The following is a 25,500-nucleotide window of genomic DNA, read 5'->3' as shown; positions in this document are numbered from 1 at the left end:
TTCCTTAAATGGCTGTGATGGCCGCTTGAGTAAGTTCTTTTGCAATAATGGCACCGCGATGCTGGATAACGACGCCTGCCATGGTATTGCCACGCTGGCATGACGTTGTTAAGTCTTCACCAGCAAGGTAAGCAGATAAAAATCCGCCATTGAATGAGTCTCCTGCCGAGGTCGTATCAACGACATGTTCAACAGGTTGGGTAGGCACCGCCCGTGGAGCCGAAGCGGTACCAGAATCTTGCTCTCTGTTAGCTTGACTTGTGGCATCTTGAATGAGACAGCCATCTGCACCCAGTTTGACGATGCATCGCTTAACACCCAGCGCTGTTAGACGTTCGATAGTTTGTTCTGGTGAAGTATCTCCCCAAATCAACTGTTCGTCATCGAATGTCACTAACGCTAAATCCGTCAATGTATACATGGCTTGGTAGCTATTTTTGACGGTTTGGTTTTCGTCCTGTGGCCAAAGCGCAGGGCGGAAGTTACTGTCGAAGGCGATCTCAACGCCTTGCGTCTTCAATTCAACCAAGATGTTCAATAACTGGATACGATCTTGCTCGGGTAGAATCGCTAATGTTATGCCACTGAGAAAGACCATATCGACGTTGCGCAAAGCTTGTTTTATCTGGCTAAAATCTGGATGTTGCAACAGGTACCGTGCTGCTGACTGATTACGCCAGTATAAGAAGGTACGCTCGCCTGCGTCATCAAGCTGAATCAGGTATAGACCTGGGGTACGTTGACTGTCTTGTAGAACTAGGTCCGTCGACACCCCCTCTTGTTGCCAGCGTTCTAGCATCCCCTTGCTAATCGGGTCTGCACCTAAAGCCGTGACGTAGGACACTTTGATGTCATCTTGATTGAGGTTGGCTTCACAGCCGCGGCTTAAATAGACCGCAGCATTGAGAGTGTCTCCGCCAAACGTTTGATGCATTGAGCCGAACGGTTTGCCGTTAAGCTCGATCATGCACTCACCAATAATGGCGATATGTTTCATGGGTTACGCCCTCTCTTCGAAGTAACGTTTTGCGTTGCCAAAGCAGATGTTTTCGACCATAGGGCCAAGCAGCGACATGTCGTTTGGCACCTCACCGTTTTCAGCCCAGCGACCAAGCATGTCGCATAGAATTCGGCGGAAGTATTCGTGGCGTGTGTACGATAAGAAGCTGCGAGAGTCAGTCAGCATGCCGACAAACTGGCTAAGCAGACCAAGCTGAGATAACTGCTCCATTTGGCGTTGCATGCCGTCTTTCTGATCGTTGAACCACCAACCAGAACCGAACTGGACTTTGCCCGCGATGCCGCCACCTTGGAAGTTACCAATCATGGTTGCCATCATCTCGTTATCGCGAGGGTTCAAGCAGTAGAGGATGGTGCGAGGCAACTCATTACTTTGATCCATTTCGTCCAACAGATGAGCCAGTTCGAATGCAAACGTCTTATCGCTAATTGAATCAAACCCTGCATCTGCGCCTAACAGTTGGAACATACGCGTGTTGTTATTGCGTTGAGCACCAATGTGAAGCTGCATTACCCAACCCATAGCTGCGTAGCGCTTGCCCAACCACACTTGAACGGCTGTTGAGAACTGTGCACATTCTAAATCGGTGAGCGTTTCGCCATTGAGGCGTCGAGTTAACAGAGCATCTAAATCGGATTCTGATGGAATCGGCGCATAGCGAACCACTTCAATACCGTGGTCAGCTGCACGGCAACCATGGTCGTTGAAATGTGCTAAGCGGCTGTCCAAAGCATTCAATAGGTGATGGAAGCGAGTGATCTCAATGTCAGTAACCATGCTTAACTTTTGCAAGTAATCAGCAAAGCCGTCGAGTTCAATTTTGAACGCTTTATCTGGGCGCCAACTTGGCAGAACCTTCACATCAAATGTGTTGTCTTCTGCGATCGCTTTATGGTGTTCAAGCGAATCAATAGGGTCATCAGTCGTACCAGCCATAACAACGTTCATTTGTTGCATGATGCCGCGAGCACTAAATTCCGGTGTCGCTAATAGTTCATTACATTCATGCCAAATTCGGTCAGCTGTGTCTGGGCCAAAGAGAGTGCCAGTAATACCAAATGGGCGACGGAGTTCTAAGTGTGTCCAGTGGTAAAGTGGGTTGCCCAAGGCTTGAGGGACGGTTTTAGCCCAGGCCATGAACTTATCATAATCGCTAGCGCCTCCGGTGATCAGGCGCTCGTCAATACCTGCTGAACGCATACCACGCCATTTGTAGTGGTCACCCTCAAGCCAAATCTTAGACATGTTTTCGAACTGACGATCTTGAGCAACTTCTGCCGGGTTTAGGTGGCAGTGATAGTCATAAATCGGCTGGTGGCTTGCGTGTTCGTGGTACAAGCGGCGCGCTGTCTCATTCGACAGTAAAAAGTCTTCACATAAGAAACTCTTCATTGTTTGTTCTCCTTATAACGCAGCCACGGTAGCAACGGCACCGTGTTCAATTAATGATTGGTACGCTGAACTTACTGCATCAATGACCTGTGGGTTTTGACCTAGCTCGGCAGGGAAAATTGCTTCAACCGCAAGCAACGCCGGAACCACAGATACATTGAGTCCATGCTCGTCGCAGATCTGGCGCAGTGTGTCTGCCATTGGATCGCGAACATCGATCTGATTGCCTTGCTCGTCAACGCCAGATACATAACGCATCCAGCCAGCGATGGCCGTTGCAAGCCATGAGAAGTCTGAGCTTTGCTCTAAATGGAATCGCAAGCTGCCACCCATACGCTGAGGGATCTTCTGGCTACCATCCATCGCAATCTGCCACGTCTTATGTTTCAAGCTTGGGTTGGTGAAGCGGTTGATCAGCAAAGTTGCGTAGCCTTCCAAATCAGTCCCTTCAGGCATGGTTAACGAAGGTGCTTGGGATTTCATCATCATGTCAAAAGCGGCTTTGCGGTAACCAGCGTCTGTCATGGTATCGGAAATATGGTTGTAGCCACCAAGATATCCAAGGTAAGCAAGGAAAGAGTGACTGCCATTGAGCATGCGCAGTTTCATCTCTTCGTAAGGCACCACATCTTCTACGAACTCTGCGCCAACGACATTCCAGTTTGGACGGCCTGCCACAAAGTTATCTTCAATCACCCATTGGCGGAAGGGTTCACAGGCGATGCCACATGGGTCTTCACAACCAAGCAGTTCTGCAATTTCTGTCAGTGTTTCTTCGGTTGCTGCGGGTACGATGCGGTCAACCATGGTGCAAGGGAAGGTGACATTGGTTTCAATCCAATCACGCAATTCAGGGTCAAGCAGTTGAGCGAACTCAATGATCGCTGCTTTTGCTACATGACCGTTCTCTTGGACGTTGTCACAAGACATCACCGTGAATGGAGGAAGGTTGCGTTCGCGGCGTATTTTGAGCGCTTGCACAATATAACCAAGCGCAGATTTTGGCTGTGTTGGGTTCGCTAAATCAGCGATGACTAGGGCATTGTTTCTATCAAGCTTTCCAGTTGCAGGGTCAGCGCAGTAGCCTTTCTCTGTGATGGTCATCGACACGATAGCCACTTGAGGCTCAGCCATTTTTTCTAAAACAGCTTCGATGCCGTCTAGATTTGGATGCAGTGATTCAGTTACTGAACCGATTAATTTTACATCGGTAGATTCCGCGCCTTTTTCAGCAACTGTGTAAAGGTGGTCTTGCGTACGAAGTGATTCAATTAAATCTTCGCCGCCGAATAGGTTAATTTCGCAAATACCCCAATCGGTGCTGGTCTTGCTGAGCATCTCATTAGTGAATAGAGCTTGGTGCGCACGATGAAAGGCACCAAAACCAAGATGCACAATACGGCTTTGAAGTGCTGAACGGTCGTAATCAGGTCGTAATACAGTGTTTGGCAGCGTCGAGTTAGCAACAGTCTTCATTATTTATTTCCTTCTCCCGCCAGCGAACCAGCGGGATTTTATTATTTGATAATACGTGTGAGTGTTTAGCAGTCTAGAAATGTATCTGTGACGAAATTACGAACCGTAGCCCAGCACCAATTCAGGTAGGAACAAGCTCAGCTCAGGGATAAAAGTAACGGCCATTAGTGCAGCGATAAGCGCCGCATAGAATGGCAGCAACGGTTTGATGACTTTATCAATGGCAATGTTGGCAACCGAACAACCGATGAATAACGCACTACCTACTGGCGGCGTACAGATACCGATAGCTAGGTTGAATGTCATCATTATGCCGAAGTGAACAGGGTCGATGCCTAGATCCAATGCGATCGGTAAGAAGATTGGTGTGAAGATCAGTACCGCTGGTGTCATATCCATGAAGATACCCACAATCAGCAGAATCACATTGATAATCAATAGGATCATTAATGGGTTATCAGAAACCGCTAGTAGAGCATCGGCAATCATGTAAGGCACATCGGCGTTTGCCATTGCCCAAGACATGCCCATTGATGCACCGACCAATAACAAAACAATAGATGTCGTTACCGCAGACTCAAGGATGATCTTTGGAATATCGCGCCACTTAACTTCACGGTAGATAAGTACCGCGAGAACAAAGGTGTATACAACCGCAATCGCAGAAGCCTCAGTCGCAGTAAAGATACCGCCAATGATGCCACCCATGATGATGCCGATCAGCGCTAGAGATGGCGCCGCTCTTAAGAAGGTATCCCATACTACCGACATTGAAGGGCGTGCTGCGATTGGGTAACCACGGCGTTTCGCGATAATGCCCGCCACGATCATGATACTTAGCCCCATGATGAGACCTGGGATGTAACCCGCTAAGAACAGTGCTGCTATTGAAGTTCCACCAGAAACCAACGAGAAAACGATCAGCGTGTTACTTGGTGGAATCAAAAGACCGGTAGGGCACGAAGTAATGTTTACCGCAGCAGAGAAGTTTTCGTCGTAGCCGTCTTTCTTTTGCAGAGGAGACATGGTGCCACCCACTGCAGTAGCCGATGCTACCGCTGAGCCAGAGATAGAACCAAACATCATGTTTGCCATCACGTTTACGTGTGCCAATGAACCCGGTAGACGACCACCCAACACTTTCGCGAAGTTGATCAAACGCAGCGCGATGCCGCCTTGGTTCATGATGTTGCCCGCCAAAATGAAGAACGGGATTGCCAGTAGAGCAAAGTTATCAAGGCCAGCAGCCATACGTTGAGCAACTACAGCGATTGCAGGCTCAAGCGGTAAGCTCATCAAGATGGTTGCCAGTGACGATAAACCAATCGCAAAAGAGACCGGTACACCGATTGTAAGCAGTACAGCGAAACTACCGAATAAGGTCAGTATTACTTGCCATTCCATTGTGAAATCCTTCTATCAATCAAGTTGTGAGTCGGTGATCAAATCGTCACCTGACATTAATTGTTTAACGCGTTCGTAGGTAAATACGACGGAGTAAAAAATCATCAAAGCGCCACTAATCGGTAAGCAGAAGTAGATGTAGCCCATTTCTAAACCTAGAGCGGGAGTCAGCTGTCCCATCGCAAGCGTTTTAGCAGCAAGTTGGCTTCCACCGTGTACCAGAACGATATAAGAGAAAGAAGCGATGGCTATTTGGATAACGATTTCGTTGATTAATTTGCGTTTGCCAGTCAGCTTCATCGTAAGCAGGTCGATGGCAAGGTGGCGTTTCAGACCCGTAGTGTAAGCAGCACCAATTAAGGCTACCCACATAAAGAGATAACGCGCGAGCTCGTCGGTAACAGTACTTGGTTTGCCAATAACATAGCGGGATAAGACCTGCCATATCACACACAGTACTAAGAAAGACGATAGAGACACTGTAAAGGCGGCCAACCCTCTATTTATGTAACTGACCAATTTATTCATGTTTATTTCCTTTCAACAAAATTGCGTATCTCATAACAATTGGTTTACCAATGTAAGAAATTGTTTCTATGTAGGGATGGGATGTTCAAAAATCTGGCTGAATCATAAGCTATTCATTTTTTGGTTGGCGTGAGCAACTTCACAAATGATTTTGGTTGACCAATTTGTGGGTTTTTATTGTGATATTGGTTAATCAATTTTAAATTTCGCTTTGACGGTTCCTTTCTTGAGCCCCAATATGAGCCCATAACAAAAAACACCCTACATTTTGGATAACCAATCCACGGAGAATAAGAATGATGATGACGCGTAAAACTTTGATTAGTGCGGTTGTCGGTGCTGCTTTCACTTTTGGAGCAACAGCTTCTGCTTATGCAGCGACAACATTGAAACTGAGCCATAACCACCCTCGTGACCATGCAGTACATGAAGCGATGACGTTTATGGCGAAAGAAGTACGTGAATTGACGGATGGTGAGGTGCGTATTCGTATTTACCCTGATGCTCAATTGGGTACACAGCGTGAATCTATGGAGCTGATGCAGAACGGCGCTTTAGACATGGTGAAAAGTAATGCTGCTGAATTAGAAGCTTTTTCTCCTGCTTATTCATCATTCAACATGCCTTACTTATTCCGCGATCAAGCGCACTACTACAGTGTGACTGATGGTGAAGTAGGCCGTGACATTCTTAACTCTTCTCGTGATAGCGGCTTTATTGGTGTGACTTACTACGACGCAGGTGCGCGTAGCTTTTATACCAACAAGCCAATTAACACACCTGAAGACCTGAAAGGTTTGAAAGTTCGTGTTCAACCAAGCCCATCAGCAATTGCGATGGTGAAAGCGTTAGGCGGTAACCCAACGCCACTAGCTTACGGTGAGTTGTACACAGCACTGCAGCAAGGTGTAGTGGATGCGGCTGAAAATAACATTCCTTCTTTCAGCTTGAGCCGTCACAGTGAAGTATCTAAATACTTCAGCTTAGATGAGCACACGATGGTTCCGGATGTGTTGGTTATCTCAACCAAAGCATACGACAAACTGACTACAGAGCAACAAGATGCGCTAATGAAAGCGGCAAGTGATTCATCTGAATTGATGAAAAAATTGTGGGCTGAATCGGAAGCAAAAGAGCGTGCTAAAGCCGAGGAAATGGGTGTTACTTTTGTGGAACCAGACAAGGCTGCGTTCGCACTAGCGGTTCAACCTATGTACGACGCGCTAGATAAAGCGGACCCAGAATTGAGTGCATTGATTGACCGTATTCAGGCTGTTGAATAACGAGCAAATATAGAAAAAAGAGTAATACAAAAACAAGGTGTTACTGCATTTTAGGATATAGAGGTTGACCAATTATATTTGGTCATTATGATGGCGAGAGAAATACAATGGAAAGAAGTGACAATATCATCATGATGCCTTTCGAGCCGAAAAGACCTTATCAGGAGATAGGGTTAGTACTAAGAAAAGAACTTATTGAAGGCCTATATAAGGTCGGAGATAGGTTACCTCCAGAACGCGATATTGCTGATCGTCTAGATGTAAGCCGCACTGTGGTGCGTGAAGCGATCATCATGCTGGAGCTTGAAAACTTAGTTGAGGTAAAAAAAGGGTCAGGTGTTTATGTCCTGAACATTCCTACTCATTCTCGCGAGAATGTGGTCAGCGATGATGCTGGTCCATTCGAGATGCTGCAAGCCCGTCAATTGCTGGAAAGTAATATTGCGGAGTTTGCGGCAACTCAGGTCACTCCGGGCGACATCATTAAGATGCGCTCTGCACTCGAACTCGAGCGCGAAGAGCTTGCAAGCGGCACCACCGATTGCAGCGGAGATGAAAGATTTCACATGTGTATTGCAGAGGCCACTCAAAACTCTGTGCTGGTAGATATGCTGAAACAATCCTGGGATCGACGCGAAAAGAGTCCAATGTGGAATAAACTCCACTCTCACATCAGTGGTCAAGATTACCGTGAAGAATGGTTAGATGACCACGCTCGTATCCTCGCCGCCTTACAGCGAAAAGACCCTGTCGCTGCTAAGAACGCAATGTGGCAACACCTTGAGAATGTTAAACAGCGTTTGTTAGCGTTGTCAGACATTGATGACCCAAACTTTGATGGTTACTTATTTAGTTCTAACCCAGTGGTGCTGCTGAACACTGAAAGTTAGTTCTGAAAGCTAGTGTTGAATTCAGCGACAAGGCTCCTCTTGAAAGCTGATTCATTCACTAGGTTGTAGATAGGTAATCGTCTTTAGACCGGCGTAGACCGGTGCTATCTCGGGCAGTAATTATCATTACTGCCATTAAGAAGTCGTTATTGCATTTAGCTTGATTAATTCGAGCCGGCTAAGTGCGTCTTAAAGAAAGGTAAGTCTCATGGAACAAACGTGGCGTTGGTACGGCCCTAATGATCAAGTTTCGCTAGATGACATTCGTCAAGCGGGCGCAACTGGTATTGTGAATGCACTGCACCATATTCCAAATGGTGAAGTTTGGACAAAAGAAGAGATCCTGAAGCGTAAAGCCATCATCGAAGAGAAAGGTTTAACGTGGTCGGTAGTAGAAAGTGTGCCTGTTCATGAAGAGATCAAAACTCAAACTGGTAACTACCAGCAATGGATTGATAACTATAAGCAAACTCTGTCTAACCTTGCTGAATGTGGCATCGATACAGTTTGTTATAACTTCATGCCCGTGTTGGATTGGACGCGTACCGATTTAGAATTTGAAATGCCAGATGGCTCTCGCGCACTGCGTTTTGACCAAATCGCATTTGCGGCATTTGAGCTGCATATCTTGAAGCGCCCGGGTGCAGAATCGGACTATTCAGAGTCAGAGCAAGCGCAAGCGTTGGATTACTTCAATAACATGACGCCAGAGCAAATTCAGCAACTGACTAATAACATCATCGCTGGCCTACCAGGCGCTGAAGAAGGCTACACACTTGAAGCCTTTCAAGCACAGCTAGATCGCTATGCGGGAATCGACAAAGACAAGCTACGTGAACACATGTCTTACTTCCTCGCTGAGCTGATGCCTATCTGTGATGCGAATGGCTTGAAGATGGCGGTTCACCCAGACGATCCACCGCGTCCAATTCTAGGCTTACCTCGCATCGTTTCAACGATCGAAGACATTGATTGGTTGACCGAACATGTACCAAGCAAAATGAATGGCTTGACGATGTGTACGGGTTCATACGGTGTGCGTGGCGACAATGATCTGGTTAATATGATCAAAAAGCACGGTGATCGAATTTACTTTACGCACCTGCGTTCAACTAAGCGTGAAGAGAGCAACCCAATGACATTCCATGAAGCAGCGCACCTAGATGGTGATGTGGATATGTACAACGTTGTGATGGCTATTTTGGACGAAGAACATCGCCGTGCAGAAGTGGGTGATCACCGCTTAATTCCAATGCGTCCGGATCACGGTCATCAAATGCTGGATGACCTGAAGAAAACCACTAACCCAGGTTATTCGGCGATTGGTCGCTTGAAAGGTTTAGCTGAAGTTCGCGGTTTAGAGATGGCATTGAAACGCGCTTTCTATACCAAATAACGATTGCATCTAGCTTTAAAATATTCTTAAAAACCAGAACTCATGTTCTGGTTTTTTTGTATCTGAGCTAAGTAAAATCTAAGAGTTTGTATTATTGCGATCACGTCCCTAACTTGGTAAACGCCAGTGGCGTTTGTCCGGTTTGCTGTTTGAAAAAAGCGATAAATGCACTGTTGGACGAGAACTCTAGCAGATGTGCCACATCACCAACTTGTCGGTTTTCTGAAAGCAGTTCAATCGCTTTAAACAAGCGCCATTGCTGACGCCATTCTTGATAGGTCATGCCTGTTTCGGCTTTGAATAATCGAGTAATCGTCTTGGTGCTTGCGCCAACCGAGCTCGCTAATGTCGACAGGGCTGGGGCAAGAAACGAGGCGGTTCGGACTCGTTTGCAAAAGCTTTTAAAGCGGTGATCTGTTGGTAGCGGCAAGATAAACGAGTGTTGATTGGCGCTGTAAAACTCTTCCCAAAACAGGTTGGCAGTATTGGTGGTTTGCTCGGACGCAATGTCCCAATCCCAAAAAGCCATTTTGTTGATCAGAGCCTTTAGTAGCTCATTTACTTCTACAATTTCTATGTTTTCTGGGCATGTGTAAATACCACTGTCGAAATAGAGCGAGCGATAGGCAACTACATTGGTCATCTGCGCTCGGTGCTTGGTATAGGGCGGGATCCACACGGCCTTGGTCGGCGGTAAAATGCAAAGGGCGTTTTCTAAGGTCAAGGTGATGCAGCCTTGCGGAGCATACAGAAGTTGCCCCTTAACGTGGTGATGTATACCCGAGTCATGTTTGCCTAGCTCTGCGGCAATGCCAATTACAGGCGCAGGTAAACTATCTGCATCAAACTCGATGGTCTCACTAATTAATGCCATTTGTCCCAATCTTGTTGTTTTTGGTTTTAATGTTGTTAACGGGTCAAGGTTAGTTTCCTCTAGACTTCGCGTCAAGTTCACTGGTCTTGGAAAAATGATGAAAACAAAACCTTCTTTGTGGCAAATGGTGCTGCTGTTGATGTTCCCTCAAATCGCAGAAACCATCTATAGCCCGACTCTGGATTCAATATCGAAATCCTTTGATGTTAGTTACACACAAGCCGCTCAAACTCTATCGATTTACTTCTCTGCATTTGCGCTGGGTGTGGTGGTATGGGGAGTGTTAGCGGATAAATGGGGACGTCGTCCCACCATGTTATTGGGGATGGGATTATTCGCCTGTTCTGCACTCATAGCCATGCAAACCGACAGTTTTACGTGGTTGATGATAGCAAGAGCGATGGGCGCTTTCGGACTTGCAGTTGGCTCTGTCGTCACTCAAACCATGCTTCGAGATGCTTTTAGTGGAACAGAGCTAGCTAAGGTATTTGGTTACATGGGGATGGGGCTGTCGATTAGCCCAATCATCGGGCTGCTGCTTGGTGGCCAATTGAGTGAGGCTGGTGGACACCAATACGTATTTACTGCCTTACTAATTATGGTGTTGGCACTAATAGCACACAGTTTGTGGTCTTTGCCGGAAACACAGCAATCTAAGCAACCGTTGCAGTTAAAATCGCTCGGTATACGCATGGCCAAAGACGGCAGTATTTGGATTTCAGCGCTGCTTGTCGCATCGTTCAATATTGCGCTGTTTTCGTATTACCAACTAGGTTCATTCACCTTCTTACAGCTTGGATTTAGTATCGAGCAGTTTGGTTATAGCGGCGTCGTGCTTGGGTTCGGAACCTTGCTAGGAAGCTGGGTTAACAAAGCACTATTGAAGCGACAAGTTTCCTCTATCTCTTTGATTGGCTTAGCGGCAGGGCTTCAAACATTAGGTGCGGTGGGTGTCTATTTTTCACAGCAGTCAATATGGTTTTTACTTCCGATGATGCTGGTGGTGATGGCGTTTGGAATCGCGATTCCTAATGTATTGAGCCGAGCGTTGGTACGTTACCAATCTCAAGCAGGAAGCGCAGGCGCACTGTTTGGTTTGATGTACTACACCTTGATTGGTTCTGGGCTCGCTTTAGCGGGAATGATTCAAGATCTAGGTGTGGTACTGGTACTTTGTGGCGCGTTATCTGTGTTGGTGACGATACGCAGTCGACTCTAGCTTAAACGGTAAATATCTGATCGATATCGATAAATTCCGCATTCTATTGGGTGCGGAATTTTTCATTTTCTTGATTCGTAGCCGTTGGCAACGAAGTATTGGCGAACGTGTTCTGATTGAGCCTTGTTTGACTGAGGTTTATGGGCAAGATTTGCCGCAGCGATGGTATTTTGGCTCTGAGTGCGATGGCGGTTTTGCTGAATACACCAAAGTAGCAGCAAAACATGCTTACGCGGTGAACAGCACAATGTCTGATGTTGAGCTAGCGTTTTTCCCATTGGCTGACTCCATACTGAACAAGATGAGTTCTTGAAGAAAAGCACGTAGCCAAGATTGTGCAAGAAGTGGCAGAGCGCTAGTTTTAGTCAGCTTTACGATTTAGATTGATGGAAGAGTGAGCAAGCGTTAATAGCTCGCTCTTTTTGTTTCTGGGAGATACGTAAGTTTGGTTTAACAACTTGATGAGTAACAGATCCTATACAGCTGAAAAATTAATGATTTATTTATCATTGTATGGTTTATGAGTCTGCTATGTAATAATCGCCGCCGTTATATATCCCGTTCTGTTTTGTATTCATCTAGGAGCCGTATTGATGTTTAAAAGGGTATTGCAGGCACTATTCTCGCCTTTTGTTGATTCAAAAAACAAACCCTCTGCAGAGCCTGCCCAAAAAGAGCAACAACAAATCGTTGCTACTGATTCTGTTCGCTCTTCAATCTTTGTTCCGCCTTCGTCAGCTCAACCATCATCATTAATCGTCGACAAAGCGATGAGCCTTCACGATGGTGAGTTTCTTGATTACTTGTTTGGAGAGTCTCGCCTTCGAACAGAGTCAGACCCATTTAGCGATTTTGTCGCTTGTCAGATCGAACATTTGATTCGCTCTCCAAAAGCCTTGCTCAATGAATTGCCAGTGATGCCAGCCTCAGTGACTACATTGATGGCAGAATTACAGAGCGACGAATTTGATGTCGATGCACTGTTAAGAGTGATTGAGCGCGAGCCGAGTATGGCGGCCGATGTGATTAAACTGGCTAACAGTGCGTTCTACAAACGTAATGAAAAGCAGGTGACGGACCTAAAAACTGCATTCTTAAATATGGGCTCTCAAGGCCTTGTTGAGGGAGTGGTGAATTCTTACATGAAGAACTTTACGCCGGGCAATAATATTTACTGGCGTCATTTCGGTGAGAAAATTTGGAATCACAGTGTTCAAACTGCTTCTTTTTCTAAGGAGTTAATGAAAGAGTCGCCATCTCAAGAAGACCAAGCTACCGCATATTTTGTTGGGTTGATCCGTAACCTAGGCAAGATGATCATTTTCCAAATGATGGTGGAAGCTTTCAAGCATGTTGACCCTTCAGTTCCGCCTAACTCGTTGGCATTGAAGCGCTTGATTAATAGCTATTCTATTCGCCTGACTTACACGATTGCAAAGTTCTGGGATCTGCCTGAATCGGTACTGACTGTGATTGGTTATCAAGAGTCGAGCAGATACGCATGCACTCCACTTGGCCAAGCTGTGTTTGAGGCTAACTCTTTGAGTGAGCTGACGTACTTATTGGAAGAACAGGCGATCGACATCGAGCAGTTTAAGAGTCGATGCAAGGAGAGGCTGACGTCACCGGCAGCGTATAAGATAGCTAATCGCATCTATAAAGAGTCTGAATTGGCGTTGGTGGGATAAGCTGTCGAATTTGCTTTGTTAATTGTGGATGTTGTTTAAATCAGCATGCTTTAAATGGCCTTATTAATATGTAAGGCCATTTTTGTTTCTAGTTTTGATACATCATTGGTAGCTAAATGATGTATCAAAACTAGGGAGTAGCTTAGAACAAGGGGCTTAGCTGAAAACAATTGCTGCTTAAGGGAGCTCTGCTAACTCTTGCTTTGAGCGATCGATTTTATGCAGTTCTTTTTCGATCTTATGTTGGTATTTTTGAATCTTATCCGCTTTATCGTCTCTTTTTGCTTCTTCTAAGTCGGCTCTGTATTCGGCCAAATCTTCTTCATTGGATTCAATCTTCTCACGGAGATCATCCTTCAAGCCTTCATTAGTGCAGTTCTCTTTCGCGGCTTTTAACGCCGTGGTTAATCGCTCCACTTTGTACTGATTATCGTACTGCTCCGCTTTCTTTATTTGATATTCGATCTCACAGAATTTCTTTTCACAACCAGTTAGTGCGTCGCATTGGGTGCTCGCCATGCTGTTAAAAGAGAATGCGCAAAGAAACAGTAATGAGCCTTTTAAGTGTCGAGTCATGGTTTACCTTCTTATTATGGCTGTTTAGCTTGTGTTATTTTTTGTTGAGTATTACTTCCAGAGTACATTAGCACCCGATTACCTTGCTATTGGCAGGGGAGTGTTAAAGATAAGTTGCTGTACCTAATGACTTATTTTGAACATGGTTAGATTTACAAATGGCTAATCCATAACTTGTCGAGTTCGCACCAACCGAAACCATTCACTTGCGCGCCGTGTATCTTTTCAGAAACCTCTAAGTTGAACGCCTCTTGCTTGATCTCAACCACAATCCCAGAGTCATTCAACCAAAGCCGAAGCATCAACAGTGCATTCATTGCTAACTCAAAGTTTGGCTGGTTTGTTATTGAAGCTAAGCCTTGTTCTATTGTTTTTAGCATCTCAGAGGGTAGAGCTAAGTCCTCAAACGGGAACCGACTGAAGAAGCTTAGCCACGAAGCAAAGGTGTCGTTTTCATCAATAATGCTGCATAGCGCGACGTCTTTGATGGTTTGGTAGTGTCCATATTCAACGACAATCGGACACTCGTCAGAAACCGACAACTGTTTGAATAGCACTTGGCATTCAGAGGTGTCTTCAACGGTGAATTCGCGAAATGGTTTAGACAATGTTGGGTTCTGAATCTTGAAAAACGTTGAGCCGAAATTCTGTTGATCAGCAGAGTTATCTCCACTCACTGTGATCGTCTTTTCGGGCAGCTTCACACACACCTTATTTTGAGCGCAAGCTTTACTCTGTGCCCATTCTGGATAGACCCACAACTCAACTCGATTGAGAATGGGCGTACTGTGTACATACGCGCTATTGCGGCTCAATCTCAACATCTTGTTCGAGAAAATGTCTAACGAGAATGCGCCAGAACCAATCAGCCTATCAGTTGATGATGAGTCAAATATGGAAGCTTCAACTCTGGCAAGTAAGCGCGGTAAATGCCAATCAGGTTGATTCAATTTCACGACAAGCACATTACCAGGCGAGACAGAGGCCTCATCAATATGCTGATAACAGCGACGCCATATTTTGTCTTGGCAGAGTGAGTTAAGGTTGCGTGCTATGTCTTGAGCTTCAAGTGTTCGACCGCTGTGGAATTGAACGCCATTACGAATTTGGAAATGCCAGATCGTTGCATCTTCATTGGGTTGCCAATGGTAGGCTAAATCGCCGCTGAGCTTACCGTGCTGAACGGAGGTGAGGCGTTGGCACACCTGCATCACTAAGAAGCGTTCGGTGCGCCTAAGTACTCGTTGAGGATGAAGAGTCTCGAGCTCACGGTGAAAGGGAATGTACGCGACGCTCTGTGCAGATTGATTGGCGCTGCTTAGAAAAGCTTGCAGTTCCGCGCCAGCGTTGCGTCCGTTAAAGCTCAAGGTGCTAAATACCTGCTCGACGTTACCTGAATCTACTTGGTTTTGTGCGTATTGGTAACAAATATCCATCGGTTCAACCAGACACGTGAGCTGTGCCTTTTTGTTGCGCCCAGAACTGGCTTGCCACTCAATCCAGCCTTGCGCTGTCATTGCTTTGAGTAGAGTTTGAACGTGACGCTCGCTAACATGTAGAAGCGTTGCTATTTGACTGACTTGGCAGGGTGATACTCCAGGCCCAAAAGCCTGAAATATCTTTTCGTACAGTTCAAGCTTGCGCTTAAGGTTGCCCAATTCGCATTCCTAAATGTTAGGTTGAGTTAAGTGTTGGTAGCCTGCATCAGCGAGTGCTTTTTCCATGGTTGCAAGAACCTGTGCACTTATCTTTGAGCTTAGGATATCAGACTCAAGTTTGCCTTCTAATAGAAGTTGCGAGAAGTGCTCGATTTGATATTCGAACCCATTGCCCTCAATCGGGTGTTGAATAGTGAAGGTTTCATTCCGGTATTCGATCTCGATGTAGGCAGGGTTCCACCACTTCTCTTGAATTGTGATGGTGATGTCTGGGCCAATTAATCGCGCAGCGCGTGGCAGATTGCGCACCGTTGAAGCCGATATGGTCGCGCTGATTTCTCCAGAGAACTGGAAGCATGAATCGGTATCAACATTTGATTGTTCATAAAGGCTCGACATCTCTACTTGAGGGATAGAAGGCGTAACCCCAAGCGTGCGGCACAAATCGTAGAAAAACCATAGTCCATACACCCCAACATCAAGCGTTGCTCCGCCCGCTAAATCTGGGTTGAAGATAAACAGCTCTGGGTCATAGTCGTGTTCATTGCCAAAGCTGGCTTCTATCGAGTCTACCTGAATGTTGTTGTCGACCAAGAATGATTGAAGCTCGCGATAGGCTGGGAACACGACAGTCTTCATTGCCTCTAGTAACATCACATCATGTTGCTTCGCAAGGGCTTTCATTTCTAACCAATCACCAAGGTTGGTAAAGGCGGGCTTCTCGACCAATACGTGTTTATTGTTCTTTAGAAACAGTTCGGCGAGTGGCTGGTGGTATGGGTGAACCGTAGCGATGTAAACCGCTTCAACATTTGGGTCATGCGCCATTTCTTCATAAGAGCCATAAGCTTTGTCGCAACCAAACTTGTTGGCGAACGTGGCCGCGCGAGAGTGATCTCTTGCAGCAACAGCATACAATTCACCATGCATAGAGTGTTCTGTGACTGCGGTTGCGAATCTATTGGCGATATTACCTAGCCCGGCTATACCCCATTTAATCTTGCGTTGCGTGTTGCTCATCAGTTGCTCCAAATCGTTGTTTTGTATCAGTGTACTCAGAGACGTCACATACAAATAGAGAACAGATTTCTCAACCTGTTCTCTATTTATTTTATTCTAGTTGAAGCTCTGGTTTAGCTCTGTATGGAGAGCTTCCAATCGGCTAGGGCTTTAATGTGTTTGGGCCCGATGCCACAACAACCACCGACGATATTCGCGCCCAATGTGTACCAGCGTTTGGCGTAAGCTAAGTAACCTTGACCATCCAGCTCGCGCATTTCTTGAAGCATGTCATTCGCTTCATGTTCGCTGCTGATAGGTGCAAAGTTATTTGCGTAGACACCAATTTCTAAGCTACCACCTAGCTCATTGATCACTTTCTTAGCATCAATAATGGCTTGATCCATCACTTCAGGCACTGAGCAGTTAAACATAATGCCTTTTGCGTTTGATTTGCAGGCCAGTTTGATGGCGTCTGTTACGCTCTCGCCAGAACGAATATTGGCACAATCGCTCTTGGTGTCTTCCAAGCTGAATGCGTAATAACACGGTTTGTTTGATTGCTTGAGTACCGAATGAATGGATTCGAATTCTTGCAGGCTACAGATGGTTTCTGCTATCCAAAGGTTGATATTTGGATCTTGTGCATCGTAAAGGGTTTGAATGATTGGTGCTGCTTCTTCTACCTTAAATAAGTCTGGTCGGTAGCTACCAAATGGCGGTGGAATCGCACCTGCGACTTGTACAGTCTGAGGAGCCTTGTCCGCTACAGCTTTAGCCAGTTCGCCAGAAAGCGCCGCTAGCTCAAAGCCTCTTTGTATAAAAAGCTCTTCGCCTAAGTGAAAAGGCACACACGCATAGCTGTTAGTAATTATGATTTCAGCGCCTGCGTCGACAAAGTTTTGGTGTGCTTGGCTAACAAAGTCGGGTGCTTCAATCAGCGCTTGAGCACTCCAAAGTGGTTGAGAAAATGGCGCGCCAATTTCTTTGAGTTCTCGGCCCATGCCGCCATCAAGTATGGTGAGTGTTTTCATATTCAATACTATCTAAACAATTGCTGAAGTTCTGCCGCCACCATATCAGACAACCTTGCTTGACTAAAGCTATCCAAACGTAAGGGTTTTAACTAAGTCGATCCCGCATAAATAGGAATAATAAGATATTGTGCCTCTGGCGCTATGTTGTATTGGATTTGGGGGATATATTATTAATCACTGAGGCCTGTGAATAATTCGAACACAACAAGTTGTAGAGGAAAAGTGCATTGAAGTTAGTGAATAAACTCGTATGTTACCCGCACATTGATGTTGAGCGTGCGTTTGAAAAAGAAGCTGAATTATTGCAGCAGATACAGGCTGGTGAGATTGGACAAGCCTTGATGCTTTGGCAAGCAAAAACGCCGACACTCGTTTTGCCCGCAGGTAAAAAATGGCCAGTGACGGTGCAGTCTCAAGCACAGCTCGCCGACCAAGGCTGGCAACTCTGTTCGCGTAAAACGGGCGGCGCTCCCGTTCCCCAACTGCCGGGTGTCATTAACCTATCGCACATTTATCATTGGCCTCGTGATGAAGCCTACAATATTCAAAAAGCGTATCTACATTTGTGCAATGTATTAACGATGTTTTTTAAAGAGCTGGGCGTCGATGTGGATGTTCATGCAACCCCAGGTTCTTATTGCGATGGCGATTACAACCTCAACATCAATAAACAAAAAATAGTGGGTACGGCTCAGCGTGTTTTGCTTAAACGCGGGGGCGGTCAAATCGTACTTTCGCAAGCCTGTATCTTGCTAGACGCTGACTTAGAGCACATCGTTGCCCCCGTGAACTTTTATAATCAGGTTTGCGGCAATCCAACCGTGGTCGATGCGCAGGTTCATACTCCGTTGTCCGAGCATGTGACACCCTTGCCCAGCATAGACTCACTCTTTCAGCAGTTAAGCCAAGCTTTCATCAAGTATGTGTGATGCTATGTGTCTACCAGAATCAACTGGGTGCCACGCACAATTTCTCTTCTAGCAACCGGTCAAGTGCTTCCACTAATTTACGGTTTTTAGCGGGATTCAATGCATCGGCATGAGGGTCTTTGAATAACCCCGAATCATTATCAAAATACTTTCCTGATGCGTTGGCAAACTCGTCACTGAGTGCAGCGCGACACAGGATATCGGCTCCAATCGCCAGATCGTTACCGTCCACGCCATAAGCCTCTTTGACCAATTTACTGCCGAGGAAAGAAGCAGGGTTCACCGGGATCACCGAAGGTCCATTATCTAATAGCGTGTTGGCCAATTCGATAGACCACATCGTCAGCGCGAGCTTACTTTGCGCGTAAACTGGGCCATCTAGTTTGCCTGCGTTCGAACTGATAAGCGCTTCTAAATTTACGGTTGATTGGGCTGCTGAAGATAGGTTGACGATACGACCTGTCGCATCAAAAAGAGGGAGAAGCTTCTGTGTCAGTAGATAAGGTGCAATGGTGTTCACAACAAAGCGTACATCAAGGTTGTCTGAGGTGGTGACTTCTGAAACCTTGTATACGCCAGCATTGTTAATGAGTACATCGAGCTTTTCATGCTCCGATTTTACTTGGTTGGCGAGGGCTCCAACTTCTGAAAGAGAAGAGAGATCGGCAACATAACTTTCGATAATCGCATCCTTGGATAATCGAGAAAGGCCTGTTTCTACTTTGCTGAGTTTTGTTGGGTTACGTCCATGGATAAGGATGTGATGCCCTTGTTGGGCTAACATTTTCGCGGTCTCTAAACCGATACCATCTGTCGCACCTGTAATCATGATCTTTTTTCGCATCTTCCTTCCTTGAATAAAGAGTCCGGACAACTTTTATAACAAAGTTTGATTGCACAAAGTTTCTACTACTTCACATGCTGAGATATAGAAAGTACGGATGTGTATTGCTATTGAGAAACCGTGAAATAAGGGTGTGGTTTAACAAATACAGTACTGTTTTTCTGGGCTTGATAAGAAGATTTTCTAAATGCTTATTGAGTACTGTGAGTGGGGTTTCTCATTTAATTTTCTTGATATCGAATAAAGCTAAAATCAAAAAAGCCTCAACCGATTCAATGGTTGAGGCTTTATCGTTAATAGCCATCTTGCCTTTTTAGGCTTTGTTTGACGTTGTTATAGTTTTTATCGCTTAATGAGCGTGTACCGATGAATCTTGGTATAGCTCGGCATCCACCTCTTCGCCTTTACTTGGGCGAGGTACAATCTCAAACGAGGTGTCAGCTTCAGTCAGTGAAGACAGCAATTTGTTCAGAGATGATTTGTCACCTTTCACGCCTGCTTGGCCATCTTCTAACAGTTTATTGAGTGTTGTTTTCTTCAATACAATGCCAGACACGTCTGATTTATTGATGATCAGTGTCGTATCGGCATCTTGCAGTTCACTCACTTGAATGTTGTTCAGGTTACCGTTCGACATCTCTACGTAGTAGAACTCTTTCACGTCAGGCAGCTGAATATTCATGGTAAATGGTGTTTCTTGCGCTTTTAGCGAATCCACTTTTACAGCTAAGTAATCCAACAAGTTTTCGATGGTCATGTTAGCTAGTACGTCCGGCGACGCGGTTTTTGGTGCGCCCGGTTGTGTGCCAATGCGAAGCTCTTGAGCGCCCGTTAGGTAGATGTTTCTCCAACCAGCACCTTCTGATTGGTAACCTAACTGTTCGTAAGTATCTGCCAATAGGCCACGTGCAACTTTGTTGTCTGGTTCAGCTTGAATTACTTTGTTCAATGCTGTCGCAACGAAGCGGTATTCACCTTCTTGATAGTCTTGCTGCGCTTTTTCAATTACGGCATCGCTGCCGCCCATGTATTCAACAAACTTGACCGATTCTGGCTTCACTTGCAGTGGGTTAAGGTTGGCTGGGTTCATGTCGAAGTAACCAAGGTACATGTTGTACACCGCACGAGCGTTATGCGAGTAAGTACCGTGGTAACCATTGGTGTGCCAAGACTGTTGAATACTGTCTGGCATTACTTTGTAGATCTCATCACCGATATCTTGCAGAACCACACCGTTGTTAGCTAAGCGAAGCGTTTGGTTATGAGTAAAGCCGTAAGCGTCACGCTGCATTTTTAGGTAATCAGAGATCTCTTGTTCGCCCCAAATTGGCGATGAGTGAGAAGCAAACAACACTTCAGTTTCTTCCCCCCAAGTCACTAGCATTTCGTTGATTTTCTTAGACCACTTCAAACCATCACGAACCTTCGCGCCGCGTAGGGTATACAGGTTGTGCATACCTTGGTAAGTCAGTTCACCCGTCCATAGTGCTTTCATGCTCGGGATATAAGTCACCATCTCAGAGGCAGCTTCAGTGCCCGATGCATCCATAAATTGCAACTCTAAACCGTCGATAACCAGAGTTTCAATTTCTTCGTTGTGATTCAGTTCGTAGTCCGGCAATACGTAGGTAATGCTACCCGTCGATAAGCCTTTTGCCAGCGCAGCATCGACAATACCGTGTTCATGGCGATTCAGTGTTGCACCATATTGATAAGCGGTACGGCGAGACATTGCATTACCAGCCAGCACGTTTTCATCTACGATTTCTTTAGTGATGTTCTTTGAGCCATATACTTTTACATCTGGGTACGCGTCTTTAATTGCGCGAGCACCACCGAAGTGATCGGCGTGTGAGTGCGAATAGATCATCGCAACGATTGGTAAGTTGCCACCATTAGGAACATTCTTTTGGAAGAACTTTAGTGACTTCTCTGCTGCTTCTTTGGTTAGTAGAACGTCATAAGCGATCCAGCCATTGTCAGTACGGATGAAAGAAATCGAAGCTAAATCGGCGCCGCGAACCTGATAAACCTTACCCGGAACAACTTCATATAAACCTTCTGCGGCTTGGTTCAATACCGCTTGTCGCCATAGTGATGGGTTGACTGAATCTGGCGCTTTGTCTGCATTTGAAACACTTGGATCGATGAAGTTAAAGCTGTTACGGATGATGTCGCCCGTCTCTTGATCAAAGCTAGCAATCAGTCCCTTGTTGTTATTGTCGAAAGCGCGAGTGTCGGCAAAGTTAAGTGTTTTTGCGAACTCTTGGTTTGCTTTGGTCGTCATCTCGGTTGCGCTTTTGCCACCTTGGTCACCAATTTCGCTGAAGTGTGCGTGATCATGGTTAGCTGCAACTGCAGGGAATGCGAGTGAGATAGCTAGGAATAGTGATGCGTTTTTGAACGTGCGAGAAGTTGTCATAAGAGCCTCTTCATTTCAGAATTTTGTTTCGTTGAGGCGATTATAGGAATAAGACATATAGCAAAAAATAAAGTAAGCTTTATTTAATACATCACGAACTGTTATGTGTTGTATGCTTAAAAGTAGCAGATTGAAGCGCAAAGCTTGTCGCATAACCAATGCGAGTGCCCTAAACATGGAGAGTGACCGTGAGTGATGTTGAAAAGTTAGATCTAAATTTACTGAGCGTGTTTTTGGAAGTGTATCGATTAAAGTCGATCACCTTAGCATCAGAATCTCTTGGTATGACTCAACCAGGGGTCAGCGGAGCATTGAAGCGATTGCAATCTCAACTTGATACAGACCTCTTTATTCGCGAAGGGCGAGGGATCACTCCAACCAATGCTGCCGTGCAACTGGCAAGCCGAGTAGAGCCCGCGTTAGAAGGAATTACAAGCGCAGTCAGCACCTTAAAGCAGTTTGATAATCAGCAGCATCACGTGTTTCGAGTTCTGGTTAACGAGATCGGCCTAACCAAACTTCAACCCCTTGTTGAGCAAGATGAGACTTTGGGAAACATCTCAATCGAGTTCAATATGGTGCCGAATAATGAAGAAGACTTACTGCAAAGTTTGAGTATGCAGCAAGCGGACTTAGCGATCGATATCCATTATCCGCAAGTCAATGGATATATGAAACAACCTGTGATTGAAGATGAACTGGTGCTCATTGCCAGAAAGGGTCACCCTAGAATTAATGGCTCGGTGACAGAAGAGCAGTATTACAATGAAAAGCACATTACTTTTCGAATGCGCCGTACGCGTTTATACACCGCTGACTACTTTACTAAATCGCCGCTTAAGCAAAGAAAGGTCAGTGCGGAATGTGATTCGCTAATGACGATGTGTGTGTTGGTATCGGGCTCGGACTGTGTCGGTAGTACGTCGCGTGATTTTGCCAATCAGTTTGCGGAGCGATTCCAATTGCAAGTGCTCGACCAGCCGTTTGAGGTCTTGCCCATGAAGCAGTATATGATTTGGCATAAACGAACAGACTTAAACCCGGCACATCAATGGTTAAGAACCAAAATTCAGCAATACATGACGAGTTCTCAAAGCTGTTAACGATTCAATAAAAAACGGCCTCCATTTGGAAGCCGTTTTTGTCTCTGTTACATCAGAATTTTAATTAAGATTTTTGGGTTCAACCTGCTTATTGCGCGCGTTTTTGACGAGCGGCTTTGAGCATTTTCATTGGCGACATTCCTGTCACTAACATGGTGCCAGTGATAACTAGAATAGATCCGACAATGGTATTAATGCCAATCGCTTCATCTAAGAATAAGTTCCCCCAAAGAATACCAAACACTGGAATCAAGAAGGTCACCGATAGTGCTGAAGGCGCACCAAGTTCATTAATGAGGTTGAAATAAAGCAGGTAGGCTAAACCAGTACAAACCGCGCCGAGCAAGATGACCGATGTGGCGATCGTGAGATCGGGTGCTTCTCTCATCGGAATAAAGAACACAAACGGCAATACGATTAATACTGCCGCCCACATGCTGCCGTGGGCATTATTGAACGCTTCAACCTTGGGTGCTGTCTTGGTGTAGTTAGAGGCGATACCGTAGCTAAATGCAGCCAAAACCGCAGCAAAAATAGGAACAACCGCTTCTTGGCCGATGTTCATGGCATCCCAACCGACCAACACACCGACGCCAGTGACACCAATACCTAATCCGAGCAGCACCTTCTTTTCAAGCGCCGTTTTTGTCCATATCGCACCAATGATTGCCGCCCATATCGGTGCCGTAGAGTTCAAAATCGCAAGGGTTGAAGCATTCAAAGTTTGAGCTGCATAAGCGAAACACAAAAAAGGAAGCGCGGTGTTAAACAAGCCAAGAATGAAAAAGTGTTTCGAATGAGTATTAAAAGAGAGCTTCCTTTTCAGATAAAAAGAAACCAAGAGTAGAGTGACTGCTGCGCACAGAACTCGCGCTTCAATTAGGACTGCTGGGCCCAAAGGGCTAGCTGCGATTCTCATGAAAAGAAATGAACCACCCCATATCGCAGCGAGGATAATTAGTTTTATAAAGCTCACAGCATGAACCTCTGAATATGTAAAACACCGACTATGAATCAAAGCTAAGTATTACACAAACTTAGATCTTAACATTGGCAACTGTCGGTATAGGTTCGAGTTCTTAAATAGGAATGGATTTGATGATTTCGTTCTGTTTATTGATCCTGATTTGATGAGTAATCTAGCGTTAGACATCAAGCTTAGGGGAACAAAATGAAGATTGAACACATCGCAATTTGGACCAAACAACTCGAAGTGTTGAAACGATTTTATGAAGACTATTTCGGCGCGACATCGAACTCAAAATACCATAACCCAACTAAAGGTTTCTCTTCATACTTCCTCTCTTTCGACACAGGAAGTCGTCTAGAGATCATGGAAATGGACTCGGTTCCTGAATCGAAAGATGACCTCTATGATCAGTTTACCGGCTTCATCCATATGGCAATTTCTCTAGGATCAGAGCAAGCGGTGGATGAACTCACTAAACGTTTGATTGAAGATGGTTATGAACGCTTAGATGGCCCAAGAAGAACTGGAGATGGCTATTATGAGAGCTGTGTACTCGATCCTGATGGTAATCGATTGGAACTTACCGTTTAATGTAGAGACTTTATTGAGTTACTCATTTACGAATGGAACTGAGGTATGACAATGATGAAGCACTCTTTGACTTTTCTTTTTGGTCTTGGGCTTATGGGATGTGCTACCTCAGATCTGGTACATAAGAAAGAGACTGATGCTAAGTCTGAATCATTGAACCCAATAGGGTATCTCGGCTTTAAAGCTCATCAAGAGTGGGCTCTTAAATTCAATGACTGCACGGTTTATGATCTCACAGGAGCACGGCCCTACCAATGGTTTGATCGCACATCCGCTTTCGTGAGCTGTTATACGTTTAAGCCAAGCGATGCTATCGAGCCTCTGTTGGTTTACTCCAATGCTGATTTCAACAGCAACAAACTTACACCGATTGACCGCTTCCAAGAACTACAGATTACTAAGTCTGGTTGGGGTAAATTTCCTAGCGTCTATGAAACAAACGGCACTAATTGGCTGAGAGTCAAAGAAGGCTGGATTCACCTTACACTCGCCGATCAGACGCTCGTACAGTTCTATCCTGGAAGCCAAGACCATTCTGGCAAATCACAACATGATCAGTATTTTGAACAGCATTGAGAACAAGCTTTAATTTAGAGATAACAAATGCCCCTATCAAATGTGTAGGGCCGAATTGAATCGTGAATTACAGGCCTTTCTTAAGCTTGATTACAAAAGGCATAACAGCACTGAAAACGATCACCGCTGCGCCAATCAACGCTAAGGTGTTTGGTAATTCAGCGAATAACAAGTAACCAAGAATCATTGAGTAGATCATCTGCGAATATTCAACATTAGATACCACGTTAGCTTCTCCCCATTTGTAGGCTGTCACGCCAAACCATTGGCCGATGGACGAGATCACACCCACCAATATCAACAACAGAAATTCAGAACCTGTTGGCCATTGCCACTCAATATATTAGCTTTTCATTATTTATATTAATAGGAATTAGATAAAAGCATATAAATTATCACCTTCTCGTTTAATAAATGAACACAGTAGTGATTTTACGGTGATTTTCATATTTTGACGTAATTAACGAACTCGGTAAATTCTGAGGAAATAAACTGAATTATGAATATTACCTTTTTATTAATAAGGGTAATTATCTCGAATAGTTCTTGTTAATATAAAAACAATGTAAAATCAGTGATAGTATTAACAGTAAGGTGGTGTAACGATGCGAGTCACAGCAAATA

The 25,500-nt window shown here is 45.2% G+C and carries 23 protein-coding genes and 1 pseudogene; 10 read left to right on the top strand and 14 right to left on the bottom strand.

The annotated features are described in order from the left end of the window. Window positions 1–4 precede the first annotated feature (4 nt). The 5 genes from QQ041_RS10950 to QQ041_RS10930 all read right to left on the bottom strand — a co-directional run bounded on the left by QQ041_RS10950 (window position 5) and on the right by QQ041_RS10930 (window position 5,821). Window positions 5–997: a sugar kinase gene (locus tag QQ041_RS10950; RefSeq protein WP_285953920.1), complete on the bottom strand. Its 993-nt coding sequence runs from the start codon at window positions 995–997 to the stop codon at window positions 5–7. Between the two features lie 3 nt (window positions 998–1,000). Continuing rightward, on the bottom strand, window positions 1,001–2,413 hold the full coding sequence (gene uxaC, locus QQ041_RS10945; RefSeq protein WP_285953919.1) for a glucuronate isomerase: 1,413 nt from the start codon (window positions 2,411–2,413) through the stop codon (window positions 1,001–1,003). A gap of 12 nt (window positions 2,414–2,425) precedes the next feature. Beyond that, a complete protein-coding gene (locus tag QQ041_RS10940; RefSeq protein ID WP_285953918.1) occupies window positions 2,426–3,889 on the bottom strand; it encodes a fructuronate reductase in 1,464 nt (487 codons plus the stop codon). Between the two features lie 96 nt (window positions 3,890–3,985). Then, a complete protein-coding gene (locus QQ041_RS10935; protein WP_285953917.1) occupies window positions 3,986–5,293 on the bottom strand; it encodes a TRAP transporter large permease in 1,308 nt (435 codons plus the stop codon). A 15-nt stretch (window positions 5,294–5,308) separates the two neighbouring features. Further along, window positions 5,309–5,821, bottom strand: a complete 513-nt coding sequence (locus tag QQ041_RS10930) for a TRAP transporter small permease (RefSeq protein WP_048609952.1) — start codon at window positions 5,819–5,821, stop codon at window positions 5,309–5,311. Between the two features lie 299 nt (window positions 5,822–6,120). Here QQ041_RS10930 and QQ041_RS10925 point away from each other — a divergent pair, with 299 nt between their 5' ends. The 3 genes from QQ041_RS10925 to uxuA all read left to right on the top strand — a co-directional run bounded on the left by QQ041_RS10925 (window position 6,121) and on the right by uxuA (window position 9,390). After that, a complete protein-coding gene (locus tag QQ041_RS10925; protein WP_048610358.1) occupies window positions 6,121–7,104 on the top strand; it encodes a TRAP transporter substrate-binding protein in 984 nt (327 codons plus the stop codon). A 107-nt stretch (window positions 7,105–7,211) separates the two neighbouring features. Beyond that, a complete protein-coding gene (locus QQ041_RS10920) occupies window positions 7,212–7,994 on the top strand; it encodes an FCD domain-containing protein (protein ID WP_285953916.1) in 783 nt (260 codons plus the stop codon). Window positions 7,995–8,202: 208 nt separating this feature from the next. Then, a complete protein-coding gene (gene uxuA / locus QQ041_RS10915) occupies window positions 8,203–9,390 on the top strand; it encodes a mannonate dehydratase (RefSeq protein ID WP_285953915.1) in 1,188 nt (395 codons plus the stop codon). A gap of 100 nt (window positions 9,391–9,490) precedes the next feature. Here the strand turns inward: uxuA and QQ041_RS10910 are convergent, their stop codons facing one another. Next, a complete protein-coding gene (locus QQ041_RS10910) occupies window positions 9,491–10,264 on the bottom strand; it encodes a helix-turn-helix domain-containing protein (RefSeq protein ID WP_285953914.1) in 774 nt (257 codons plus the stop codon). Window positions 10,265–10,361: 97 nt separating this feature from the next. Between QQ041_RS10910 and QQ041_RS10905 the strand changes: the two genes are divergently transcribed. The 3 genes and pseudogenes from QQ041_RS10905 to QQ041_RS10895 all read left to right on the top strand — a co-directional run bounded on the left by QQ041_RS10905 (window position 10,362) and on the right by QQ041_RS10895 (window position 13,171). Further along, complete coding sequence (locus QQ041_RS10905; RefSeq protein ID WP_285953913.1) at window positions 10,362–11,483, top strand: multidrug effflux MFS transporter; 1,122 nt, start codon at window positions 10,362–10,364, stop codon at window positions 11,481–11,483. Window positions 11,484–11,580: 97 nt separating this feature from the next. Next, window positions 11,581–11,760, top strand: a pseudogene (locus tag QQ041_RS10900) (alcohol dehydrogenase); the annotation flags it as partial. Window positions 11,761–12,076: 316 nt separating this feature from the next. Further along, window positions 12,077–13,171 carry an HDOD domain-containing protein gene (locus tag QQ041_RS10895; RefSeq protein ID WP_285953912.1) on the top strand — a complete coding sequence of 365 codons (1,095 nt, stop codon included), beginning with the start codon at window positions 12,077–12,079 and terminating at the stop codon, window positions 13,169–13,171. 177 nt (window positions 13,172–13,348) lie between these two features. Here the strand turns inward: QQ041_RS10895 and QQ041_RS10890 are convergent, their stop codons facing one another. The 4 genes from QQ041_RS10890 to QQ041_RS10875 form a co-directional block, all read right to left on the bottom strand. Next, on the bottom strand, window positions 13,349–13,747 hold the full coding sequence (locus tag QQ041_RS10890; RefSeq protein ID WP_146491101.1) for a DUF1090 domain-containing protein: 399 nt from the start codon (window positions 13,745–13,747) through the stop codon (window positions 13,349–13,351). 152 nt (window positions 13,748–13,899) lie between these two features. After that, window positions 13,900–15,405, bottom strand: a complete 1,506-nt coding sequence (locus tag QQ041_RS10885; protein ID WP_285953911.1) for an SgrR family transcriptional regulator — start codon at window positions 15,403–15,405, stop codon at window positions 13,900–13,902. Window positions 15,406–15,414: 9 nt separating this feature from the next. After that, window positions 15,415–16,425, bottom strand: a complete 1,011-nt coding sequence (locus QQ041_RS10880; protein ID WP_285953910.1) for a Gfo/Idh/MocA family protein — start codon at window positions 16,423–16,425, stop codon at window positions 15,415–15,417. Window positions 16,426–16,538: 113 nt separating this feature from the next. Beyond that, complete coding sequence (locus QQ041_RS10875) at window positions 16,539–17,438, bottom strand: homocysteine S-methyltransferase family protein (RefSeq protein WP_285953909.1); 900 nt, start codon at window positions 17,436–17,438, stop codon at window positions 16,539–16,541. Between the two features lie 230 nt (window positions 17,439–17,668). Here QQ041_RS10875 and QQ041_RS10870 point away from each other — a divergent pair, with 230 nt between their 5' ends. Continuing rightward, the gene (locus tag QQ041_RS10870; protein WP_285953908.1) at window positions 17,669–18,370 is read left to right on the top strand and encodes a lipoate--protein ligase; all 702 of its coding nucleotides are present in this window, start codon (window positions 17,669–17,671) and stop codon (window positions 18,368–18,370) included. A 19-nt stretch (window positions 18,371–18,389) separates the two neighbouring features. On the opposite strand, the gene QQ041_RS10865 is transcribed toward QQ041_RS10870, so the two are convergent. Both QQ041_RS10865 and QQ041_RS10860 read right to left on the bottom strand, forming a co-directional pair. After that, window positions 18,390–19,214 carry an SDR family NAD(P)-dependent oxidoreductase gene (locus QQ041_RS10865; protein ID WP_285953907.1) on the bottom strand — a complete coding sequence of 275 codons (825 nt, stop codon included), beginning with the start codon at window positions 19,212–19,214 and terminating at the stop codon, window positions 18,390–18,392. 349 nt (window positions 19,215–19,563) lie between these two features. Next, window positions 19,564–21,636 carry an alkyl sulfatase dimerization domain-containing protein gene (locus tag QQ041_RS10860; protein ID WP_285953906.1) on the bottom strand — a complete coding sequence of 691 codons (2,073 nt, stop codon included), beginning with the start codon at window positions 21,634–21,636 and terminating at the stop codon, window positions 19,564–19,566. 188 nt (window positions 21,637–21,824) lie between these two features. Between QQ041_RS10860 and QQ041_RS10855 the strand changes: the two genes are divergently transcribed. Further along, on the top strand, window positions 21,825–22,739 hold the full coding sequence (locus QQ041_RS10855) for a LysR family transcriptional regulator (protein WP_285953905.1): 915 nt from the start codon (window positions 21,825–21,827) through the stop codon (window positions 22,737–22,739). A gap of 88 nt (window positions 22,740–22,827) precedes the next feature. On the opposite strand, the gene QQ041_RS10850 is transcribed toward QQ041_RS10855, so the two are convergent. Continuing rightward, window positions 22,828–23,715: a DMT family transporter gene (locus tag QQ041_RS10850; RefSeq protein ID WP_285953904.1), complete on the bottom strand. Its 888-nt coding sequence runs from the start codon at window positions 23,713–23,715 to the stop codon at window positions 22,828–22,830. 195 nt (window positions 23,716–23,910) lie between these two features. Here QQ041_RS10850 and QQ041_RS10845 point away from each other — a divergent pair, with 195 nt between their 5' ends. Both QQ041_RS10845 and QQ041_RS10840 read left to right on the top strand, forming a co-directional pair. Further along, window positions 23,911–24,300 (top strand): VOC family protein, encoded by a 390-nt coding sequence (locus tag QQ041_RS10845; RefSeq protein ID WP_285953903.1) that lies wholly within the window; start codon window positions 23,911–23,913, stop codon window positions 24,298–24,300. Window positions 24,301–24,351: 51 nt separating this feature from the next. Further along, complete coding sequence (locus tag QQ041_RS10840; protein ID WP_285953937.1) at window positions 24,352–24,876, top strand: hypothetical protein; 525 nt, start codon at window positions 24,352–24,354, stop codon at window positions 24,874–24,876. 67 nt (window positions 24,877–24,943) lie between these two features. On the opposite strand, the gene QQ041_RS10835 is transcribed toward QQ041_RS10840, so the two are convergent. Then, on the bottom strand, window positions 24,944–25,216 hold the full coding sequence (locus QQ041_RS10835; RefSeq protein ID WP_261383441.1) for an EamA family transporter: 273 nt from the start codon (window positions 25,214–25,216) through the stop codon (window positions 24,944–24,946). Window positions 25,217–25,500: the final 284 nt, after the last annotated feature.

This window comes from Vibrio sp. TMPB1044 (assembly GCF_030442075.1).
In the GTDB taxonomy this organism is placed as follows: Bacteria; Pseudomonadota; Gammaproteobacteria; order Enterobacterales; family Vibrionaceae; genus Vibrio; species Vibrio satsumensis.
This window is presented reverse-complemented; position numbering and strand designations above follow the sequence as displayed.

What these genes read in the sequence shown, in the direction of transcription:
- QQ041_RS10950 (WP_285953920.1), bottom strand. Translation starts at nt 997, where the DNA reads ATGAAACATATCGCCATTATTGGTGAGTGCATGATCGAGCTTAACGGC.
- uxaC (WP_285953919.1), bottom strand. Translation starts at nt 2,413, where the DNA reads ATGAAGAGTTTCTTATGTGAAGACTTTTTACTGTCGAATGAGACAGCG.
- QQ041_RS10940 (WP_285953918.1), bottom strand. Translation starts at nt 3,889, where the DNA reads ATGAAGACTGTTGCTAACTCGACGCTGCCAAACACTGTATTACGACCT.
- QQ041_RS10935 (WP_285953917.1), bottom strand. Translation starts at nt 5,293, where the DNA reads ATGGAATGGCAAGTAATACTGACCTTATTCGGTAGTTTCGCTGTACTG.
- QQ041_RS10930 (WP_048609952.1), bottom strand. Translation starts at nt 5,821, where the DNA reads ATGAATAAATTGGTCAGTTACATAAATAGAGGGTTGGCCGCCTTTACA.
- QQ041_RS10925 (WP_048610358.1), top strand. Translation starts at nt 6,121, where the DNA reads ATGATGACGCGTAAAACTTTGATTAGTGCGGTTGTCGGTGCTGCTTTC.
- QQ041_RS10920 (WP_285953916.1), top strand. Translation starts at nt 7,212, where the DNA reads ATGGAAAGAAGTGACAATATCATCATGATGCCTTTCGAGCCGAAAAGA.
- uxuA (WP_285953915.1), top strand. Translation starts at nt 8,203, where the DNA reads ATGGAACAAACGTGGCGTTGGTACGGCCCTAATGATCAAGTTTCGCTA.
- QQ041_RS10910 (WP_285953914.1), bottom strand. Translation starts at nt 10,264, where the DNA reads ATGGCATTAATTAGTGAGACCATCGAGTTTGATGCAGATAGTTTACCT.
- QQ041_RS10905 (WP_285953913.1), top strand. Translation starts at nt 10,362, where the DNA reads ATGAAAACAAAACCTTCTTTGTGGCAAATGGTGCTGCTGTTGATGTTC.
- QQ041_RS10895 (WP_285953912.1), top strand. Translation starts at nt 12,077, where the DNA reads ATGTTTAAAAGGGTATTGCAGGCACTATTCTCGCCTTTTGTTGATTCA.
- QQ041_RS10890 (WP_146491101.1), bottom strand. Translation starts at nt 13,747, where the DNA reads ATGACTCGACACTTAAAAGGCTCATTACTGTTTCTTTGCGCATTCTCT.
- QQ041_RS10880 (WP_285953910.1), bottom strand. Translation starts at nt 16,425, where the DNA reads ATGAGCAACACGCAACGCAAGATTAAATGGGGTATAGCCGGGCTAGGT.
- QQ041_RS10875 (WP_285953909.1), bottom strand. Translation starts at nt 17,438, where the DNA reads ATGAAAACACTCACCATACTTGATGGCGGCATGGGCCGAGAACTCAAA.
- QQ041_RS10865 (WP_285953907.1), bottom strand. Translation starts at nt 19,214, where the DNA reads ATGCGAAAAAAGATCATGATTACAGGTGCGACAGATGGTATCGGTTTA.
- QQ041_RS10860 (WP_285953906.1), bottom strand. Translation starts at nt 21,636, where the DNA reads ATGACAACTTCTCGCACGTTCAAAAACGCATCACTATTCCTAGCTATC.
- QQ041_RS10845 (WP_285953903.1), top strand. Translation starts at nt 23,911, where the DNA reads ATGAAGATTGAACACATCGCAATTTGGACCAAACAACTCGAAGTGTTG.
- QQ041_RS10840 (WP_285953937.1), top strand. Translation starts at nt 24,352, where the DNA reads ATGATGAAGCACTCTTTGACTTTTCTTTTTGGTCTTGGGCTTATGGGA.